A 17,984-nucleotide genomic window follows, 5' to 3' on the forward strand; every position below is an offset into this window, starting at 1 on the left:
GTATCGGACGGACCACCCCGTGGCGGGGACCTCGACGAGCGTGGGGAGTGCCGACAGAATGGAGGCCGGTGGAGCCAAGCCTCATATCGTGCGGGCCTTCGATACCGATCTGGCGGCCCTGGACGACACCCTGGTCAAGATGGGGGATCACGTCGGCACGCAGATCCGGGACGCGCTGGCGGCCCTGGTGGCCCGCGATCCGGCGGGCGCGGCGGCGGTGGATCGCGCGGACGCCGCCGTGGATGCCCTGGAACAACTTTTGAACGAACAGGCGGTCCGCCTGTTGGCGTTGCGGCAACCCAAGGCGGACGACCTGCGGGCCGTGGTGACGGCGTTGCGGGCGGCCACCATGCTGGAGCGGGCCGGTGACTACGCGGCCGGCGCGGCCCGTCGGGGGGTGGCCGATCTGGCGCAGCCCCCGGGGCAGAGCATGGCGGCCGTGCGGCGCATCGGCGAGCGGGTGTCCGACCTGCTGGCGCAGGCCGTGCGGGCTTATCTGGACCAGGATGTCGAGGCGGCGCTCGCCGTCTGGCACGGCGATGTGGAGATCGATTCCCTCCACTCCAGCCTGTTTCGCGAACTGCTGACCTACATGCTGGAGGACCCGCGCGACATCGGCGTGTGCAGCCACCTTCTGTTCGTGGCCAAGAACCTGGAACGCATCGGCGATCAGGCCACCAACATCGCCGAGTTGGCGCACTATCGCGTGACCGGGACCACGCCGGACGGCGGTCGGCCCAAGGACGACCTGGCCACCTTCGCCACCGCCGAGGGCCGCGACGGCGCGGACGCCCCGGATCGGGGGTCCCCGTCCTGACGCGGGCGCTTGGGGCCGCGCCCCGATGACGGTCGCCCCCTGAAACCGAAAGGACCGCCACCCCGGAACGGCGTGACGGTCCAAACGGACCAGGCTGCGGGGGGACGGCGGCTCGTCGTGTCCCGGTAACGGCGACGACCGACCGGTCCCACCCGGATCAGATGCCCGAGGGTCAGGAGGCGGCGGTCTTGCGCGCCTTCGGGGCGGCCTCGGCCTTCTCCATCATCTTCTTCATTTCCTCGAGGGTTTCCGAGAAGCGCTTGTTCAGCAGCTCGAACACCTCGTTGTTGGACTTGGCCATCAGCTCGGACATCTCGCGCATATTGGAGATCATGCGCTCGAACGCCTGCTTGGCCATCTCGGTGTGGCGAGCCATCGCATCCTGCGGGTCCTTCATGTCGCCGAAGGACTGCGCCGACTTGGCGTACTCTTCCATGCTCTGGCGCAGCAGTTCGGCTTGCCGCTGCATCACCGCCTGCATGCCCTCGAACGCCAGCTTGTTGGCGTGGGTCAGGGCCTCAACGTTCTTCTTCTGGCTCTCCAGGATGGCGTCCAGATCGAGACCCGGCACCTTCAGGTCGGCCAGGTACTTGGTGAAATCCATGTCGAAAAAGGTTTCCGGCTTGGCCATGGTCCATCTCCAGTTCAGGCGCGGGAAGGAGGTCCGGATGCACCGAAACGACCGGTGCTTGTTTCGTCACCCTATGCGGACCGTACCGACCTGTCAACGGAAAATTTGTGCAGTGCACAAAATCGTCATACGGAGGTATGAATGCCGTGTGTACACGCTGGGCGCGTGCTCGTCAAGCGGGTGACGGATCGTCTCCGGCGGCCGGGGCCGAGGCGGTGTCCTCGTCGCGCCGACCCCGTGAGCCACAGCACGCGCCGCCGCGTCCGGGGGTCACCCGGCACAGGGTGTTGACCACGCTTTCGGCGCGATCCAGGGCCTTGTCCAGGTCGGACATGGTGACGGACATGTCGGCGCTGTCGTCCTTGACCCAGGTGCGCATGGTGGTCAGGTAGACGGCCGCCAGCCCCTTGCGCGCGGCCAGTCCGCGAAACCCGTCGGCGGGCAGGCCGGCCGCTTCCAGCGCCAAACCCATCGAATGGTAGACGCCCTGCATCGAGACGACGAACGTAAACGGGTCGGTGGGCAACTCGCGCATGATGGCGGCCAGGCCCGGACGCAGCGGCGTCAAGGCGTCATAACGGCGCATCAGCATGTCGAACAGGCGGTCGCGCGGGCTGTCGGACTCGGTGAAGCCCAACGCCTCGTCCAGCATGGCGGCATCGACCCGATGCCCCATCGCGCGCAGCACGTCGTTGCGCGAGCCGTGCACGCGCAGCGCCTCGTTCAGGGGCACGCCGGCCCGCTCGGCGATGGCGGCCATGGTCAGCCGCCGCCAGCCCGACTCTCCAGCCAGCGCCAGGGCCGCGTCGATCAGGCGATCGGACACGCCGGCCATGGGCGTCTCGGACCCGGGGATGTCATGGTTGTCCATGGGGCGCCTTCCGTCTTTGCGTGTGTCAGGAGTGATCAGGGGACCGGGACCGGGACCGGGACCGGGACGCGGGGGCGTGGTCCGCGCGAACGCCGTCGCGCACTCGACCGGCCGGCCGGGCCGGACTCCGGACCCCGTTCCCTGCGGATTTGGGGGCGCCGGTCCGGTGATGCAAGCCGAACCGGGTGAATTCGCGTGTCGGGCGCGCGGACACGGCCCGGCACCCGCCCGTCATCGCCGGCTGTCCCGCCCACGGGGGCTGGCGACGCGCGCCGGTTCCGGGCATCGGTGGTTCGCCCGTCTCAAGCAGGGCCGGTCTCAGGTGATGGTGCTTACAGCGTGGCGGGAAGCTGGCTCATGCGGCCCAGCAGGTACTCCAGGTCGTCGGATTCGAACTCGACCCCCAGGTCGCCGTACTGGGTCAGGATGCGTTCGATCATGCGCCGGCTGAAGCGCTCGCGATCCTTTTCCAGGCCGTCGAAATCGGTCTGCTGGAAGACGTCGACGGCCGCCTTGACGGCCGGGAACGTGCTGTTCGGCAGGCCGGCCTTCTCGAAGATGCCGCGCAGGCCCAGGTGGCCGGAATCATGGATCAGGGTGCGCGCGTTGAGGATCGGCACGCCGCTCAGCTCCGCCATGGCGCATTCCAGGAACGGCACGTCGCCCATGCAGCCGGCGCGGACGATGATCGACGGCGTCAGCCGGCCCGACTGGCGCAACTGGCGCACCAGGCGCATCACGCTGTCCTCGGACGATCCGGTCGACAGGCCGATGGTGGCGCGCTCGCGGGAGTGCAGCACCAGTTCGGTGGCGATCTCGGCGGACATGTCGGTGCGCTGCAGCAACTGGTCGCGCAGGGTTTCCGACACCTTGTTCACCAGCTTCTCGGCGATGGTGATCGGCAGTTCGTCACGGTTGATGAGCACGCCCTGGACCGCCTCGCTGTCGCCGAAGCGATCGACGATGCGCAGCATGGAGTCCTCGCTCAGCGCCGCGCCCTTGTTGCCGGCCAGCACGGCGACCGCGCCCTCGGCGCCCTCATGGGCCAGCGCGTCGGCGACCTCGGCCTGCACCACCTTGCGTCGCGCGATGGCCGTCTGCTTGGTCTCGTCCCGGCTGCGCACGATCTCGATGAGGTCATCCATGCTCAGGACCTCGGAGAACTCCAGCATCGGCAGGGCGACGATATCCACGTCATGGGCCAGGGTCTGGGCCAGGTCGTGCGGGATCAGGGGGTTGTCCTTCAGGTTCTCGGACAGCGCCTGGCGGACGCGCACCGCCGCGTCCCGCGCCATCAGCCGCAGGATTTCCTCGGCCATATGGCGTTCCGCGTCGGTCAGGTTGGTGTCGTCAAACTGACGGGCCAGCTTCTCCGCCGTCGTGGCCCGGGTATCGTCCGAGGGATCGGACAACAACCGGTTGACGTCCTCGATCGACAGGTGATCTTCGGTCATATCGTGATTCCGCTGTTTTCGCGCATGACGCGCGGGCGATCGGGCCCTCCGGCGCGGTCCCGGACCCTGGCTGGCCCGACCATTCTCCCTGCCCCGCCGGACACCCAACCTGAACCCGGGCGTCCGCGCCCGTCTGTGACGCCCGACAACCCCTCTTCCCGAACCGTAATCCGAGACGCTGGCTTTGTATAGATGGTGGCGGTCCGTCGGGGTCGGTTTTGGTGTGCGCGGCGATGGCGCGCGATCATGCCGCGATCAATCGGACCATGGGTTGGCGCGGGCCTCGGTTTCACAGAACATCTCGACCTGCCAGTCCATCTCCGGTGGACCCAGGCGGAATTCGCCGGCGTCGTCCGGCAACAAGACCTCGTTCGGCGGGATGTTCGCCAGCCAGCGCTGCAGGGTCACCGCCTGCGCGGCGTCGAGGCCGGCTTTCCAGGCCATGGAGACGACGCCCTTGATGCTGGCCGCCTTGACGGTGGCGGCCACGGCGAACGGGGAAATGCCGGCCATGGCGCCGATCAGGGCCGTGGTCTCGATCCGGTCGCCGGCGGCCATGGCGGCGTCCAGCAGCGCGATCGGATCACCGCCGTCCTTGATGCGGTTCACCACGTGGTCGTGGACGTCGCGCAGCGTGTCGCGCCAGTTGGGGCCGTGGTCGAGCAGCGCGCCGGTCAGCCCGTCGTCTCCCAGGCGCCGGCGCACCGCGTCGGCCACCGCCACGGCGGCCTCCGGGTCCAGGTCGCGCCGCAGGATCAGGGCGCGCACCAGCGTGTCGGATACGAACAGGGCCAGCCGCCGGGCCGCCTCGCGATGCAGGCGCGGCCGATGCACCAGGGGATTGTGCCATTCCGGGTGTTGCGTGGCACGGGTGATCAGCGTGTCCAAGGTCTCCTCGCGGATCTGAGCGCCCTGGTTGGCCAGCATGTCGGTGATGGCCAAGGCATCGTCGGTGGCGGCGATGGCGTCGGTGACGGGTGTGTTCAGGCCGGCGCGCCGGGCGATGGCCGACAGCTTGGCCGAGACCGGCCGCACCCGGATGATCTCCAGCAGGTCGGTGTCGTTGAGCACCGGACTGAAGGTCAGCACCGGCGTGGCGACCGCCACCTCCACGTCGCGGGCCAGGCGCTTGATGACCGCCGCCGGCGCGCCGACCACATGCTTGAGGGCTTCGGACAACAGCGCGCGCACGCGTGGGATCTGGTCCTGGGCCAGGTGCGTCAGGACCTCGTCGACGATGTGGCGCACGCGGGTCCTTTCGTCGTCGGACAGGCCCGGGGCGAGCGCCGCGATGCGCTGCACCAGCGTCAGGCGCACGTCCACGTCGCTGTCCTGGGTCAGCAGCAGGAACGCCTTGAGGGGCGTGGACACGTTGTCGGCGATGGCCCGGCGCACCTCGGGGTCCTGATCCTCGGCCAGGAAGTACAGCACCTCCGGCACCAGGTCGGTGCGGCGCGCCAGCGTGCGGCGCACGGCCGGATCGGGGTCGGCCGCCAGCGCGCGGGCTTCGGCGTAGGAGAGCGGCGGTGCGTTGGCCTCCCCGACCAGTCGCCGCAACAGATCGGTCATGGGGCCTCCCTGTCGCCGGACGGCGTGTCCTCGGTGGTTTCGGGCGGGAGGGCGGCGGGCGGGGCCACGCCCAGGCGTCCCTTGCCGCGTTGCTTGGCGCCGTACATGGCGGCGTCGGCGCGGGCGGTGAGGGCTTGCAGGGTCTCGGGGTGGGAGGGATCGAAGACGGCCAGGCCGATGGACAGGGTGAGCGGGCCGTCCGGGGCGCCGCTGTAGTCCAGCAGCCGCTCGCCGGCCGTCAGCAGGTCCTCGGCCTTGCGCATCGCCGCGGCCGTGTCGGCGTCCTCCAGCCAGAGGGCGAATTCGTCGCCGCCCAGGCGCGCGACCAGGTCGGTCGGCCGTGTGTTGGAGGACAGGATCTCGCCCACCACCACCAGGGCCTCGTCCCCCCGGAAGTGCCCGTGCAGGTCGTTGACCATCTTGAAGTTGTCCAGATCCACGTACAGCAGCGAAGCATTGCGGTTGGTTCGCTCCAGGCGCTTGTGGCGTCGTTCGATGTCCTCGAAGAAGGCGCGGCGGTTGAGCAGCCCGGTGAGGCTATCGGTGCGCGACATGGCGATGATGGTCTCGTGACGGGTGATCTGTTCGTTGGCGATGCCCACCTGGTTGGCCACATCCTGGATCAGCAGCCGATCGTCCTCGCTCCAGGCGCCACGGTCGGCATGGCGCCACAGGGCCACGGCGCCGTTGAGCATCTGCCGGTGGCTGGTGGCGGCGACCAAGACGATCTGATCACCGACGCGCGTATCCCAGGGGGGGGTGCCCACGTCCAGGGTGTCCAGGATGCCGCTCAGGCGCGACGGCTCGCTCGGCGACCCGAAGTGTCCCCCCAGCATAAGGCCGTCCCGGTCTTCCGGGCACAGGGGCGGGCGGCGCAGGATGTGGCAGGTGGCGGCGCCCAGGCCGCGCGCCAGCGCCTCGGCCGCCACGTTCAGCATGTTCTCTAGGTTGAGCTCATCGCGGAAGGTGCGGACAACGTGGGCGCGCACCTGCTCTCGATTGCGCGCCCGGTTCAGCGCGCGCTCCCGGTCGCGCTGGTCGGTGATGTCCCGGCAGATGCCGCGCGCGCCGGCCCAGGCCCCGGTCTCGTCGAACACCGGCATCGCCGAGGTCAAAAGGCAGACCAGACGGCCGTTGCGGCGGCGCGCCCACATCTCCACGTCCTGGACCCGCTGCCGGGTGACGAAAACGGCGCCGCCCGCGCGGACCTCGGACGGGTCCAGCAGGTCGACGGGGTCGGTGTTCACCAAGGCGCGGGCCTCGTGCCCCACCGCCCCGGCCGGCGAGACGAACGTGAAGCGGCCATGGGAGCCGGTTTCCCAGGTGAAGTCACTGGACAGTTCAACGAAGTCCTTGTAGCGCGTGCGGCTGTCCGCGAGGGCGCTGCGCAACGTGACCTCCAGCGATGTGTTGCGGCCCAGGGCCACCACGTGCCGGCCGTCGCGGGCCGGCAGCAGGATCAGGTCCAGCGTGGAGGCGGCCTCGCCATCGTGAAGCTGCACCGTGCGGGTGGCCGGCGTGGCGCGCGCCAGGCAATCGCGCAGCACCGGGGTCAGGTCGTCCGGGCCCTCGGCCGCGAACAGGCCGCGCAGGCGTTCGCCGTCCCCGTTGCACAGGACCACGGCGCCGTCCCGGGTGACCACCGCCGCCGGGCCGACGTGCGCCAGCAGGGTGTCGAAGCCGACAGCCCCTGACAGCGGTTCCGGCGGCGCGGTGGCCTCCGGCCGGCCGCCTGCGGCCTGTGCTGCGGTGTCCGTGCTCACCCGTGCCCCCCGGGGTCCCGAATCCTGCGAGAAACGTTACGATCCGCCGCGCGTCGGCGTCCAGCGTCGCGCCAGGCCCGACGCGCGGGGACGGTGCGACCCGCGAGCGGGGTCCCTGGCCGTCTCCGGCGTCACGCCTCAGGGGACCGAGGGTCCTTGAGAAGGGCCGGCCACGGGCTCCAGCGGCCATTTCCAGGACCCGCCGCCATGTAGAGTATCAGAGCGGGCTACTCGGGTCGACATTCCGAGACCCCGATCCGCCCGGGCCGGTGACGGTCGCGGACGGTGCCGAAATCCAGCGCAGGGTGATCGAGTCGGTGTTTTTGTGCGGCGCGATGCCCATTGTGCCGCTGGAGAATGGCGCAGCAGCGTCCGGTAACGCCCCATGTCGTCATGACATTTCCGAAACGAAAACGACGGTTTGACAAGCCCCAATTTCAGACCATATGAGTCTAGTAACAGCCGGATCTGGTTCACCGGGTCCGCGAAACGCTTCCCACGTTGGCGCGGATGGGAAGCCGCAATCCGGTCCTTGCGAAGGCGGCTCCCCATGGGGGCGCGGGGCGAGGGCCTGGAACGGGAGGAGGGACCAAGCATGGCGCGCATCGGCCAGTTGAAGCGCATCGGGACGGCCTGGGACACAGGACCCTCCCAGAAGGTCCGCACAATCAAGCCGGCGATCATTCCGGGGTCGGTTCAGGCCGTTGCAAGCGGCCTGCGGGCGGATCCCGCCCGTCTCTGGGACGGCACCCGGGAACCATCCCTGGATGACGTGTTCGCCGACCCCATGGTCTGGAAGGTGATGGACCGGGATGGTCTGACCCTCCAGGACCTGACCACCGTGGTGCGGTGCACCCGGGAACGACTGGCGGCGCTCGACGTCTGAACGCCGCGCGAGTTCGGTGTTGTCCGTTCCCGACGAACGACACACGACGGCCACAATCGGAGGCACCATAGGGATCGTAAGGCAAGGGAGCGGCGACGCTGTCTTGACTCTGGAAACCGGGTCTTGCGACTTCGGCCAGGGGGTCACCCGTGGTGACCAGGTTACGCGACGGCCTGACCCCCTGGCGTGAAATGCCCGTCCTGGCTTGGTGTCCGCCCGTCCCGCCCATTGCCACTCCCGGTGGCCACTCCCGGTGGTTCGCCCCGATGCCGTCATTGTCCTTGGATGTCCCAACCCCCATGTGACCCAAGGCGCCGTCACGCCGGCCCGCGCCGGTCCCGGCCCAGCGCGCGCGTCTTCCCAAGACATGCCTTCGGGCGTTTCACGACCCTTTGCCTCCATCGTTGCGATATCCCATGCATCTCACTGTGACTCGTGTCGGCGACACCGCCCCGGACCGTGGCGTGGTCGTCATCCTTCATGGTCTGTTCGGCAGTGGCCGCAACTGGAGCGCCATCGCCAAGAGGCTCGCGCGCGACGGCTGGGGCGTGGTCATGCCGGACCTGCGCAACCACGGTCAGTCGCCGTGGGATGCCACCATGACCTACCCGGCCATGGCCGAGGACCTGCGGATCCTGCTGGACGACGTGAGCCCGGCCCGCCCGGCGGTGGTCATCGGCCACAGCATGGGCGGCAAGGCGGCGATGCGGCTCGCCCTGGAAAGCCCGGAGCGCCTGGGCGCCCTGGTGGTGGTGGACGTGGCCCCCGTGGCCTACCGCCACGACCTGCGGGATCTGGCCGAGGCCATGCGCGCCCTGCCGCTGCGCGGACTGCGCCGCCGGGCGGAGGCCGATGCCGCGCTGGCCGACGCGGTGCCGGAGGCGGCCGTGCGCGCCTTCCTGCTTCAGAACCTGGACCTGCCCGACGACGGCCCGCCACGCTGGCGGCCCAACCTCGACGGGCTCATCGACGGCATGCCGGACATCACCGGGTGGCCGCCGCCGCCGGCCGGGGCACGCTACGACGGTCCGACCCTGGTGCTGTCCGGCGCGGCGTCGGACTATGTGCGCCCGGCCCATGCCGAGGTCTTCTCGGCCCTGTTCCCCGGCGTTCGCGCGGAAACCGTGGACGGCGCCGGGCACTGGGTCCATGCCGAACGCCCCGAGGCGTTCCTGACCGCCGTCGGTCGGTTCCTGGAGACGGTTTCGCTCCCGCCGGCGTGATGGCGGGACCCTGACAAAAAGAAGAAGGACAAGACGGATGTTTGGATTGGAGCTTGGTCTGTTCGGCCTGCTGAGTCTGGTGCTGTTCCTGTGGGCGGCCATTCATGTCCTGGGCAGCACGGCGTCGCCCCTGGGCAAGGCGCTATGGGTCGCGGTGCTGCTGTTCCTGCCGTTGCTCGGATTCCTCCTGTGGCTCTTCCTGGGGCCGCGCTCCGCCCGCTGAGCCCGCCGCGCCGGCCCCACGCGGGCCGGACCCCCGGGGCTCCGGATCCTCGGACTCCGCCAGCACCTGCTTGACCGTCTCCGCCAGGCGCTTGAGGCTGAACGGCTTGGACAGGAAGCGGATGTTGGGCTGTTCCAGGATGTCGCCGCGCGCCATGTCCTCGGAGTAGCCGGAGATCATGATCACCCGCAGGTCGGGCCGTTCCACCCGCGCCAGCCGTGCCAGGGTGGCGCCGTCCATGCCCGGCATCACCATGTCGGTGATCAGCAGCGCGAGCCCCCGGGTGTCGCGCAGCAGGTCGAGCGCGCCCTCGCCCGAATGCGCCTCCAGCACCGCGTAGCCCTTGTTGCGCAAGGCCCGCGCGGCGAAGATGCGCACCGCGTCCTCGTCTTCCACCAGCAGGATGGTTTCGGCGCCGGACAGGTCCTGGACCTCCTCGACGGGTCCCGAGCCGCCCGCGCGCGGCGGGGCCGGTGCCGATGCCGACGTGGCGGGCGCGGTCCCCTGGCCGCCCCCGGCCAGCGGATCGGTGGCCATCGCCGTGGCGGTTCCCATGCCCATGCCGGCCGCCGCGCCGGCGCCCGTGTCGGGGCGGGGCTCGCGCGCCTCGGGAGCCGAGGAGTCCAGGGCCGCCGCCAGCTTGCCGGCCTCGGCCGCGTCCTCCGTCGCCGCGCCGTTGGAGACCGCGCGCGGCAGGTGAATGGTGAAGCAGGTGCCCCGTCCGACGGCGGACTCCACGGCGATGAAGCCGCCGGTCTGGCGCAGGATGCCGTACACCGTGGAGAGTCCCAGACCTGTCCCGGCGCCCACGGCGGAGCCGTGCTTGGTGGTGAAGAAGGGTTCGAAGATGCGCGCCAGCGCGGAGTCGTCGATCCCCTTGCCGGTGTCGCGGACGTCGATCACCACGTAGGTGCCGGCGGGCATGGTTTCCGCGCCGCGCTCCACCGGGTCGGCGAGGGCGGCCAGGCGCGTGCTGATGGTCAGGGTGCCGCCCCCGGGCATGGCGTCGCGGGCGTTGACGGCGAGGTTGATGATGACCTGGTCGAACTGGCCCGGATCGACGCGCACGGTGTCCACGTCGCGGCCGTGCACCAGTTGCAGATCGATGGTCTCGCCCAGCAGGCGCCGCAGCAGGTGGGAGAGTTCGGACAGCGCCGCCCCCACGTCCAGCAGGCGCGGTTGCAGGGGCTGGCGCCGGGAGAAGGCGAGCAACTGCCGGACCAGATTGGCGGCGCGATTGGCGTTCTGGCGGATCTGCATGATGTCGGCGAACGACGGGTCGCCGGCGCCGTGCCGTTGAAGGAGCAGGTCCGAAAAGCCGATCATGGCCGTCAGAAGATTGTTGAAGTCGTGGGCGACGCCGCCCGCCAGTTGGCCCATGGCCTGAATCTTCTGGGCCTGGGCGAACTGCCGTTCCAGGCTGCGCTGTTCGGTGGTGTCGATCAGGTGGGCGACCACGCCCTCGACCACGGCGGCGGGGCCGGGCCGTGACTCCGTCCGGGATCCGTCCCGGGTGCCGCTGTCGCGGCCGCCCATCGGTCCCAGGTACAGGTCGGCGGTGACCCGCCCGTCGGGTCCCCCGGCCTCGGCGCTCCGCCCGGACGTCGTGGGGGCCAGGGTCACGTCCAGCCGCACGCCCCCGGTCACCGCGCCCGACAGCACCTGGTCCATGGCCCGGGCCACCATGGCGCGATCGACGTCGGCGAGCAGCGCCACCAGGGACTGGTCCACCAGATCCTTGCGGCGCTGTCCCAGCAGCGTTTCCAGCGCGCGGTTGCAGTCCGTCAGGCGGCCCTCCGGGTCGGTCAGGGCGATCCCCACCGGGGCGCCGTCGAACAGCCAGCGGAAGCGGCGGTCCCAGCGCCAGGACCCGCCCTCGGCGGCGCCGGGGCTTCCCGCCGCCGGGGCCTCCACGGCATCGCGCAACACCACGGCGCGGGTCAGCAGCGCGCCATCGTCGTCGTAGGTCGCCTGGCTGACGACGGCGGTGAACGCCTGTCCACCAGCCGAGAGGAAGCGCAACTCGCCCCGCCAGTCCCCGTCCTCCAGGGGGGGCGGACCGCCGTCGATCAGCGTCGAGAGCGAGGTTCCGGCCAGATCCTCGGGGGCGCGGTTGAGCCAGCGCGCCATGCGCTGGTTGACGAAGCGCAACCGCCCCTCGGCGTCGGCCGTGTACAGGCCGACCGGCAGGAAATAGAGGAAATCGGACAGCGCCTCGCGTTCCCGGGTCAGGACCTCGTCGATGGCCCGGCGCGCCGTGATGTCCGTCGCCACCCACAGGCGCAGGCCCCGGTCGGGGCCGGTGCCCGCGTCGCCGCACCCCGGGGGACGCACCGAGATCTCCCACCACTCCGGCTCGGCCAGGGCCGGCGGCGCGCTGTCTTCGCCGGCCGCCGGCGCGTGGAGCGGGCGGAGGGGCACGGCCAGGGTCTCCGCGTACCCGCTGTCGGCGGCGGCGCGCAGCCGGTCCAGCGGGCCGATCCCGGTTTCCGCGCCGGCCAGGGTGCTCATGGTGTCGTGGCGCGTGGCCATGTCGGCCAGCGGATCGAGGCCCGGCCACAGGCGCGCCCCCGCCACGTTGACGAACAGGACCCGCCCGCTCTGGTCGGCCAACAGGTGAGCCTCGGTCTCGTCGCGCAGGGCCAGGGCCAGGGCGCGGCCCCGGGTGGCGATCTCGCGAGACCGGGTCAGGCGCCGCGCCATGCTCACCAGGGCCACCAGGCCGAGCGTCACGCCCAGGCCGGCCAGGGCCGGCACGGCCTCCTCGCTCAGGGGCAAATAGGGCGCCACCGCCGGATGGTCCCCGACCAGCGCCAGCAGCATCGCGACGTGCCCGGCCCCCAACAGCCAGGGGGCCGGTTCCCTAATGAAGCGTCTTCTTGAGGCGCATGACATAGCCGATGACCTCGGCCACCGCCTGATAGTGTTCGGGCGGGATTTCCTGATCCAGGTCAACGCTGGCATGAAGCGCGCGCGCCAACGGCGGGTTTTCGACGATGGGGACCTCGTGTTCCTCGGCCAGCGCCCGGATGCGCTTGGCCAGGTGGTCCTGCCCCTTGGCGACCAGCCGCGGGGCGCTCATGGTCTCCATCTTGTAGCTCAGGGCGACGGCGACATGGGTCGGGTTGGTGATCACCACGTCGGCCTCGGGCACCGCCTGCATCATGCGTTGACGGCTGCGGTCCACGCGCAGCTGCTGGATGCGGCGCTTGACCAGCGGGTCGCCCTCCATGTTCTTGTGTTCGTCCTTGACCTCCTGTTTGGTCATCTTCAGGTCTTCTTGATATTTGTGGCGCGTGTAGATCACATCCAGCAGCGTGATGATGACCATCACCAGAACCACGCCCACCAGCAGAATGACCAGCGCGGTATGGAACTCGTCCAGGGTGACCAGAATGTCCTGATCGACCAGATGGTGCGGGGCCTCGATGACCGGCAACAGGACGATACCGGCGATGACGGCCACCAGGGCGATCTTGAAGATCCCCTTGACCGCCTCCAGCACCTGCTTGATCGAGAACATGCGCTTGAGGCCGGAGATCGGGCTGATTTTCTCCATCTTTGGTTGCAGGGGCTTGGTGGTGAACAACAGGCCCACCTGACTCAACTGGCCGACGAGCCCCATGAGGATGAACAGGAGCAGCGGCAGCGTCAGGTAGGGCGCCAGGGTCGTGACGATGTTCACCAGCCCGAGGGACATGGCCTCGGGCTCCAGGCGCAGGCGCGCCGCCTGGGCCAGGAACTGGGCCAGGTGCGCGGCGATGCGGTCCGCCGCCCAGGGCATCATCGTGGCCACGAAGATCACCGCGCCGAGCAGCATGGTGAAATGGGACACCTCGCGCGAATTGGCGACGTTGCCCTCCTCGCGGGCATCGGCCAGGCGCTTTTGGGTGGGATCCTCGGTTTTCGATGCCTTGTCTTCTTCGGCCATCGCCTCGGTCCGGTGTGCGGTCCGTCGCGGCGCGCGCGGCGCGCCGGGGGGACGGACGGGTCCTCAGAGAGTCATGAACGCGATCAGGCCGGCCTCGTAGTACCGAAGAAACGTCAGCATCAACGCGGGAAGAGTAACGAACAAAATGCCCAGCCCGACCAGGATCTGCAAGGGCAAGCCCACGAAAAACACGTTCATCTGCGGCATCAGGCGCGCCATGATTCCCAGGGACACAAAGAAAATCAGGTTGAACAGCAAGAACGGCGCCGCCAATTGCCAGCCAATCCGGAATGATCCCGACAGCAACGTGGTCAGGTACGCCACCAGGTCTCCCATCTCGGGCAACTGGCCCGGCGGGATCAGGCGGTAGCTGTCCACCACCGCCTCGATCATCAGGTGGTGAAGGTCCAGGAAGAAGATCAGCACCGTCGCCAGCAGGGTCAGGAACGTCAGCACCATGGCGCCGCTTTGCGAGGTCGTGGGGTCGAAGGCGCGGGCGTTCATCAACCCGCTGGCGAAGCCGATGGCCGTGCCGCCCAGATGCAGGGCGGCGTGCAGGGCCTGCATCACCATGGCGACGAAGGCGCCGATCAGCACCTCGGAGACCACCAGCAGCGCCAGCGCCCCGCCGCGCGGCTGTTCGGCGGGCAGTGATGAGGCCACCAGCGGGGTGATCACCAGCGCCAGGGTGAGGGCGAGGGCCAGCCGGACCTGGGTGTTCAGGTAGGCGACGCTGAAGGCCGGCATCAGCAGCACCGCCATGCCCAGCCGGGTGAAGACCAGGAGGTAGGCGAACACGCCGTACCCGACGATGGTGGACAGCATGGTCCGCGCTCCCCTGGTCGGACGGACGGGCGCGGGCGGCCGGGGCCGCCACGCGAGACACGCCTCACGGCAGGCCGATGATGATGTCCATGATCCGGTTCATGAGTTCCGTCATCTTGCCGATCATGAACGGCAGGAAGAACAGCAACGAGACGAACACCGCCAGGATCTTGGGCACGAAGACCAGGGTCATTTCCTGGATCTGGGTCAGGGTCTGGAACACCGAGATGGTCAGCCCCACCACCAGACCGGTCAGCAGCACCGGCGCCGTCACCACCACCATGGTCAGGATGCCGTCCCGCGCGACATCAAGGATTTGGGTTTCGTCCATGGTGGCTCTTACAGTCGCTGCGCTAGAAACAATGTTTTGTGCAGCGACGTTTGCATTCAAGAGGGAATCCCTTGAATGCGTCGCTGCACTAGAGCGGCATCCGCAGGATGGTCTGGTAGGCGTTCACCATGCGGTCGCGGACCGAGACCATGGTCTGCAACGTCACCTCGGCGTTGTTGACGGCCATCATCACGTCGCGGAGGTCGGCCTTGCCCTCCAGCGCCCGCATGCTCATGCGCTCGCCGACGCGGTTGGTGTCCACGGTGGTGCGCACCGCCTGCTTGACCATGGCGGCGAAGCTGGAGTCGCCCCCGTCGGCGCCGGCGTTGCCGGCCTCGGGCAGGATGTCGCCCGGGGCGCGGGCGGCCGCCTTGTAGGCGGCAACGGCGTTGGAGAAGGAGACGTCGGTCATCGGGGCTTCCTTGGTCCCTGGTGTCTTAACTCCCTGGTATCATGGCGCCCGACACGGAGACTCGGGCCCGGCACCAGACGACGGAACGGCAGGTCGTCCCCCCGATCCGGGTGCGAACGCGGATGCGAGGGGGGAGGCCATGGCCATGACGCGCCTTACCGGATCAACTCCAGGGTGCGCTTGGACATCTCCCGGGCGGCGCCGATGACGGTCATGTTGGCTTCGTAGGACCGCTGGGCCTCGCGCATGTCCATCACCTCGATCAGCGGGTTGACGTTGGGCGTCTGGACATAGCCGTCGGCGTCCGCCGCCGGATGCGAGGGGTCGTGCCGCTTCGGGAAGGGGCTCATGTCGTCGAACACCCGATGCACGGTCACCGTGTCGGTGCCCAACTGGCGGTCCATCTCGTTGCGGAAGCTGATGAGCTGGCGCCGGTAGGGCTGTTCGCCCGGCGTCTGCCCCACCGAATCCACGTTGGCCAGGTTCTGGGCGATCACGCGCAGACGTTCGGCCTGGGCCTTCATCGCCGCGACGGCGACACGCTGGGTCTTGCTGAGTTCATCCATCTCCGGTCGTCCCGTCCGGTGGCGCGTGTCCGCCGCCCTGCGTCCGAGGGCGCGGCGATCCACCGTTCCCTCCGTGTGCCCTTCTCCCTCGGTCGTCACGTCGTCCCGCCCTCAAACCGGTCCGCGGTCACGGTCCCGGCGGTCCGCCCGCCTACTGCTGCTTGCCGAGCGCGATCGTCAGCAGTTTGATGTGCTTCTCGAACACGTTGGCGGCCAGCATGTAGCGCGAGCGTGTCTCGCCCACCTTCTGCATCTGTTCCTCCAGCACCACCTGGTTGCCGTCCAGCGAGGTCTCGTACGGGCGCCGGTCGGTGCGGGCGTCGAACGTACCGCGTCCGTCCAGGGTGCCGGGCTGGTGGTCGGGGTGGGTCATGGTGGTGCGCACCGGCTGCGCCGCCTGGGTGGCCAGGCGCGCGAAGTCCGGGGCCTCGATGTCCTTGGCGCGGTAGTCCGGGGTGTCGATGTTGCCGAGGTTCTCCGCCAGCACGCGTTGGCGCTCCGCCGCCCACTGCATGCGCGTCTGGGCCATCTGGAACAGCGGCATCTTGCTCAGGTCCATGATCCGGTCCCCAGGGTCGGGTGAGGCGGTGGGTCGAAGAAGCGGCGGTCGATCCGGCACACGGCGGCCGTCACCCATACGACCACGGGAACCATGATTCCGCCGACGCGTTTAACATTCGGTAAAGCGCGCGGTCCAGCATCCCGCGCGGGCCGCGCTTAACCGACTCTTCATGGCTCTCATGGCATCACTCTAAGGATCCCTGGCCGTCACGACGGATGACGCCGATCATGGCTTGCTTCTCACCGTCCGGCGGCGCGCGCGACGGGTCGCGGCCCGGACCAGACGAGACCCGCGACGCCTCCGCCGCCGGCACCGAGACCGTGGCCGTGGCCCTGGGGTACGACCCGGAGGCGGGCCGCGCGCCCACGGTGCTGGCCAAGGGCCGGGGCGGTATCGCCGAGCAGATTGTCGCCCTGGCCTTCGCCAACGACATCAAGGTGCGCGAGGACGCGGACCTCGTCCAGATTTTGGCCGCCATTGACCTGGACAGTGAAATCCCCCTGGAAGCGCTGGCGGCCGTCGCCGAGATCCTGAGCTATGTCTATCGCGCCAACGGCCGCCTGGCCCTGGACGCTCCACCCGGCCCGGGAGAGGAGGGGGTGGACGAGGACGACGCGGCGGTGTTCCGGCGTTCGTTGCGGGTGGCGCTGGGTGAGGACGACGCCGTCGACGAGGACGAGTCGCCCGGCGCCGAGGGGCATCATCGGGAGGGAGCATGATCACGCCAGACCCACCCCAGTCGGTCCCCCCGCCCTCGCCGGAGGACCTGTCCGACGCCTTGAAGAAGCTGTTGAGCGTGGTCACCACCGCCCACCGGCTGATTCAGGACCGCCAGGCCGTGGACCTCACGGGCCTGGACCGGCAGGTCGCGGACCTGTGCGAAGGCATCGCCGCGCTGCCGGCCGCCCAGGCGCGGGCCTTCGCGCCGTCCCTGGAAACGCTGGTGGCGGCGCTGGACGGCCTGGAAACGGCGAGCCGCGACTTCATGGAGGCCCGGGCCTGGCTGTGGCGAGGTCCCGCCGGCATCACGCCCATGCGGCGGTTCACCGACGCGCCGCCGGCCGGCGTGGTTTCCTCGGCCTATACCAGCGCCGGCCGCGCGGCGGCGGCGCCCGGCGATTCCGGGGACCCCGCCGCCCCGGATCATCCGCCGGCCGACGAGACCCCTTCGGAGGAGTCCCCCACGGAGGATCCCCCGCCAAAGGGTCTCAGGAGGTCGTCCGACTCAAACCGCTGACCGTTTTTCGGGTCGTGCCCAGGGCGCGCGCCCCTCATCCCGAGGAGCCGCCTTGACCGCTTCGGCACCAGAGTATACGGTTCCGTATATTCAATCGACGCCGGAGACACGCCCCGTCATGATGGACACCACCACACCCACCGACGAGTCGGGCTTCGGTCCCATCGATACGCCGACCTTCGTGCCCGTCGATCCCGACTTCGCCACGCGCATCCGCGACAGCTTCGTCCGCCAGTCGTTCATGGCCACCCTGGGGGTTCGCCTGGGGACGGTCGCGCCCGGGCGCTGTGACCTGCTGCTGCCCTATCGCGCCGACCTGTGCCAGCAGAACGGGTTCCTCCACGCCGGGGTGACCGCCGCCCTGGCGGACAGCGCCGCCGGATACGCGGCCTACTCGCTCATGCCGGCGGACAGCGACGTGCTCAGCATCGAGTTCAAGCACAACCTCCTGGCGCCGGCGGTGGGCGAGCGTTTCCTGGCGCGGGCCGAGGTGCAACGGGCGGGGCGGACCATCGTGGTGGTGCAGGCCACGGTGTTCGCCGAGGCGGACGGCCGGCGCAAGGCCGTGGCGCTGATGCAGGCAACCATGATGCGCATGGCGGTTGCGTCCGGGTAAGATCAACCGGTCATTGAGAATGGCCGTTGCAGTCCGTGGTCGGCCCGCATCCCCGCCATGCACCCGA

Annotated in this window: 19 protein-coding genes; 7 read left to right on the plus strand and 12 right to left on the minus strand. The window is 69.6% G+C overall.

All coding sequences use genetic code 11. The features are described from left to right. Positions 1 to 58 precede the first annotated feature (58 nt). On the plus strand, positions 59 to 817 hold the full coding sequence (phoU, locus tag GGD89_RS11965; protein WP_184045525.1) for a phosphate signaling complex protein PhoU: 759 nt from the start codon (positions 59 to 61) through the stop codon (positions 815 to 817). A 172-nt stretch (positions 818 to 989) separates the two neighbouring features. Here phoU and GGD89_RS11970 read toward each other — a convergent pair whose 3' ends face one another. The 5 genes from GGD89_RS11970 to GGD89_RS11990 all read right to left on the minus strand — a co-directional run bounded on the left by GGD89_RS11970 (position 990) and on the right by GGD89_RS11990 (position 7,105). Next, on the minus strand, positions 990 to 1,448 hold the full coding sequence (locus tag GGD89_RS11970; protein ID WP_184045527.1) for a phasin family protein: 459 nt from the start codon (positions 1,446 to 1,448) through the stop codon (positions 990 to 992). Between the two features lie 172 nt (positions 1,449 to 1,620). Next, positions 1,621 to 2,319 carry a TetR/AcrR family transcriptional regulator gene (locus GGD89_RS11975; RefSeq protein ID WP_184045529.1) on the minus strand — a complete coding sequence of 233 codons (699 nt, stop codon included), beginning with the start codon at positions 2,317 to 2,319 and terminating at the stop codon, positions 1,621 to 1,623. A 332-nt stretch (positions 2,320 to 2,651) separates the two neighbouring features. Further along, positions 2,652 to 3,773, minus strand: a complete 1,122-nt coding sequence (gene spbR / locus GGD89_RS11980) for a SpbR family protein (protein WP_184045531.1) — start codon at positions 3,771 to 3,773, stop codon at positions 2,652 to 2,654. A gap of 255 nt (positions 3,774 to 4,028) precedes the next feature. Further along, positions 4,029 to 5,342 (minus strand): DUF2336 domain-containing protein, encoded by a 1,314-nt coding sequence (locus GGD89_RS11985; protein ID WP_184045533.1) that lies wholly within the window; start codon positions 5,340 to 5,342, stop codon positions 4,029 to 4,031. Further along, a complete protein-coding gene (locus GGD89_RS11990) occupies positions 5,339 to 7,105 on the minus strand; it encodes a diguanylate cyclase (RefSeq protein ID WP_184045535.1) in 1,767 nt (588 codons plus the stop codon). The genes GGD89_RS11985 and GGD89_RS11990 overlap by 4 nt, the downstream gene beginning before the upstream one ends. A 595-nt stretch (positions 7,106 to 7,700) precedes the next feature. On the opposite strand from GGD89_RS11990, the gene GGD89_RS11995 reads away from it, so the two are divergent. The 3 genes from GGD89_RS11995 (at position 7,701) to GGD89_RS12005 (ending at position 9,437) form a co-directional block, all read left to right on the plus strand. Beyond that, complete coding sequence (locus tag GGD89_RS11995; RefSeq protein WP_184045537.1) at positions 7,701 to 7,991, plus strand: hypothetical protein; 291 nt, start codon at positions 7,701 to 7,703, stop codon at positions 7,989 to 7,991. Between the two features lie 416 nt (positions 7,992 to 8,407). Further along, positions 8,408 to 9,214 carry an alpha/beta fold hydrolase gene (locus tag GGD89_RS12000; RefSeq protein ID WP_184045539.1) on the plus strand — a complete coding sequence of 269 codons (807 nt, stop codon included), beginning with the start codon at positions 8,408 to 8,410 and terminating at the stop codon, positions 9,212 to 9,214. A gap of 37 nt (positions 9,215 to 9,251) precedes the next feature. Further along, positions 9,252 to 9,437 carry a PLDc N-terminal domain-containing protein gene (locus tag GGD89_RS12005; RefSeq protein ID WP_184045542.1) on the plus strand — a complete coding sequence of 62 codons (186 nt, stop codon included), beginning with the start codon at positions 9,252 to 9,254 and terminating at the stop codon, positions 9,435 to 9,437. Here the strand turns inward: GGD89_RS12005 and GGD89_RS12010 are convergent. The 7 genes from GGD89_RS12010 to GGD89_RS12040 form a co-directional block, all read right to left on the minus strand. Next, positions 9,357 to 12,260, minus strand: a complete 2,904-nt coding sequence (locus tag GGD89_RS12010; RefSeq protein ID WP_184045544.1) for a PAS domain-containing hybrid sensor histidine kinase/response regulator — start codon at positions 12,258 to 12,260, stop codon at positions 9,357 to 9,359. The two genes, GGD89_RS12005 and GGD89_RS12010, sit on opposite strands and share 81 nt — an antisense overlap. 40 nt (positions 12,261 to 12,300) lie before the next feature. Then, positions 12,301 to 13,368 carry a flagellar biosynthesis protein FlhB gene (flhB, locus tag GGD89_RS12015; RefSeq protein ID WP_184045546.1) on the minus strand — a complete coding sequence of 356 codons (1,068 nt, stop codon included), beginning with the start codon at positions 13,366 to 13,368 and terminating at the stop codon, positions 12,301 to 12,303. Between the two features lie 63 nt (positions 13,369 to 13,431). Beyond that, complete coding sequence (fliR, locus tag GGD89_RS12020; protein ID WP_184045547.1) at positions 13,432 to 14,193, minus strand: flagellar biosynthetic protein FliR; 762 nt, start codon at positions 14,191 to 14,193, stop codon at positions 13,432 to 13,434. Positions 14,194 to 14,257: 64 nt separating this feature from the next. Further along, a complete protein-coding gene (gene fliQ / locus GGD89_RS12025; protein WP_184045550.1) occupies positions 14,258 to 14,524 on the minus strand; it encodes a flagellar biosynthesis protein FliQ in 267 nt (88 codons plus the stop codon). Positions 14,525 to 14,612: 88 nt separating this feature from the next. Continuing rightward, on the minus strand, positions 14,613 to 14,936 hold the full coding sequence (fliE, locus tag GGD89_RS12030; RefSeq protein WP_184045552.1) for a flagellar hook-basal body complex protein FliE: 324 nt from the start codon (positions 14,934 to 14,936) through the stop codon (positions 14,613 to 14,615). A gap of 155 nt (positions 14,937 to 15,091) precedes the next feature. Beyond that, positions 15,092 to 15,502: a flagellar basal body rod protein FlgC gene (flgC, locus tag GGD89_RS12035; protein WP_184045554.1), complete on the minus strand. Its 411-nt coding sequence runs from the start codon at positions 15,500 to 15,502 to the stop codon at positions 15,092 to 15,094. Between the two features lie 151 nt (positions 15,503 to 15,653). Next, complete coding sequence (locus GGD89_RS12040; protein WP_184045556.1) at positions 15,654 to 16,061, minus strand: flagellar basal body rod protein FlgB; 408 nt, start codon at positions 16,059 to 16,061, stop codon at positions 15,654 to 15,656. A 230-nt stretch (positions 16,062 to 16,291) separates the two neighbouring features. Between GGD89_RS12040 and GGD89_RS12045 the strand changes: the two genes are divergently transcribed. The 3 genes from GGD89_RS12045 (at position 16,292) to GGD89_RS12055 (ending at position 17,917) form a co-directional block, all read left to right on the plus strand. After that, positions 16,292 to 16,783 (plus strand): EscU/YscU/HrcU family type III secretion system export apparatus switch protein, encoded by a 492-nt coding sequence (locus GGD89_RS12045; protein ID WP_184045558.1) that lies wholly within the window; start codon positions 16,292 to 16,294, stop codon positions 16,781 to 16,783. Next, on the plus strand, positions 16,780 to 17,301 hold the full coding sequence (locus tag GGD89_RS12050; protein ID WP_184045560.1) for a hypothetical protein: 522 nt from the start codon (positions 16,780 to 16,782) through the stop codon (positions 17,299 to 17,301). Before GGD89_RS12045 ends, GGD89_RS12050 begins: the two co-directional genes overlap by 4 nt. Before the next feature lie 118 nt (positions 17,302 to 17,419). Next, positions 17,420 to 17,917, plus strand: a complete 498-nt coding sequence (locus GGD89_RS12055; RefSeq protein ID WP_246423069.1) for a PaaI family thioesterase — start codon at positions 17,420 to 17,422, stop codon at positions 17,915 to 17,917. The last annotated feature ends 67 nt before the right edge of the window (positions 17,918 to 17,984 follow it).

The organism is Roseospira visakhapatnamensis (assembly GCF_014197915.1).
In the GTDB taxonomy this organism is placed as follows: domain Bacteria; phylum Pseudomonadota; class Alphaproteobacteria; order Rhodospirillales; family Rhodospirillaceae; genus Rhodospira; species Rhodospira visakhapatnamensis.

What these genes read in the sequence shown, in the direction of transcription:
- phoU (WP_184045525.1), top strand. Translation starts at nt 59, where the DNA reads ATGGAGGCCGGTGGAGCCAAGCCTCATATCGTGCGGGCCTTCGATACC.
- GGD89_RS11970 (WP_184045527.1), bottom strand. Translation starts at nt 1,448, where the DNA reads ATGGCCAAGCCGGAAACCTTTTTCGACATGGATTTCACCAAGTACCTG.
- GGD89_RS11975 (WP_184045529.1), bottom strand. Translation starts at nt 2,319, where the DNA reads ATGGACAACCATGACATCCCCGGGTCCGAGACGCCCATGGCCGGCGTG.
- spbR (WP_184045531.1), bottom strand. Translation starts at nt 3,773, where the DNA reads ATGACCGAAGATCACCTGTCGATCGAGGACGTCAACCGGTTGTTGTCC.
- GGD89_RS11985 (WP_184045533.1), bottom strand. Translation starts at nt 5,342, where the DNA reads ATGACCGATCTGTTGCGGCGACTGGTCGGGGAGGCCAACGCACCGCCG.
- GGD89_RS11995 (WP_184045537.1), top strand. Translation starts at nt 7,701, where the DNA reads ATGGCGCGCATCGGCCAGTTGAAGCGCATCGGGACGGCCTGGGACACA.
- GGD89_RS12000 (WP_184045539.1), top strand. Translation starts at nt 8,408, where the DNA reads ATGCATCTCACTGTGACTCGTGTCGGCGACACCGCCCCGGACCGTGGC.
- GGD89_RS12005 (WP_184045542.1), top strand. Translation starts at nt 9,252, where the DNA reads ATGTTTGGATTGGAGCTTGGTCTGTTCGGCCTGCTGAGTCTGGTGCTG.
- GGD89_RS12010 (WP_184045544.1), bottom strand. Translation starts at nt 12,260, where the DNA reads ATGCTGCTGGCGCTGGTCGGGGACCATCCGGCGGTGGCGCCCTATTTG.
- flhB (WP_184045546.1), bottom strand. Translation starts at nt 13,368, where the DNA reads ATGGCCGAAGAAGACAAGGCATCGAAAACCGAGGATCCCACCCAAAAG.
- fliR (WP_184045547.1), bottom strand. Translation starts at nt 14,193, where the DNA reads ATGCTGTCCACCATCGTCGGGTACGGCGTGTTCGCCTACCTCCTGGTC.
- fliQ (WP_184045550.1), bottom strand. Translation starts at nt 14,524, where the DNA reads ATGGACGAAACCCAAATCCTTGATGTCGCGCGGGACGGCATCCTGACC.
- fliE (WP_184045552.1), bottom strand. Translation starts at nt 14,936, where the DNA reads ATGACCGACGTCTCCTTCTCCAACGCCGTTGCCGCCTACAAGGCGGCC.
- flgC (WP_184045554.1), bottom strand. Translation starts at nt 15,502, where the DNA reads ATGGATGAACTCAGCAAGACCCAGCGTGTCGCCGTCGCGGCGATGAAG.
- GGD89_RS12040 (WP_184045556.1), bottom strand. Translation starts at nt 16,061, where the DNA reads ATGGACCTGAGCAAGATGCCGCTGTTCCAGATGGCCCAGACGCGCATG.
- GGD89_RS12045 (WP_184045558.1), top strand. Translation starts at nt 16,292, where the DNA reads ATGGCTTGCTTCTCACCGTCCGGCGGCGCGCGCGACGGGTCGCGGCCC.
- GGD89_RS12050 (WP_184045560.1), top strand. Translation starts at nt 16,780, where the DNA reads ATGATCACGCCAGACCCACCCCAGTCGGTCCCCCCGCCCTCGCCGGAG.
- GGD89_RS12055 (WP_246423069.1), top strand. Translation starts at nt 17,420, where the DNA reads ATGATGGACACCACCACACCCACCGACGAGTCGGGCTTCGGTCCCATC.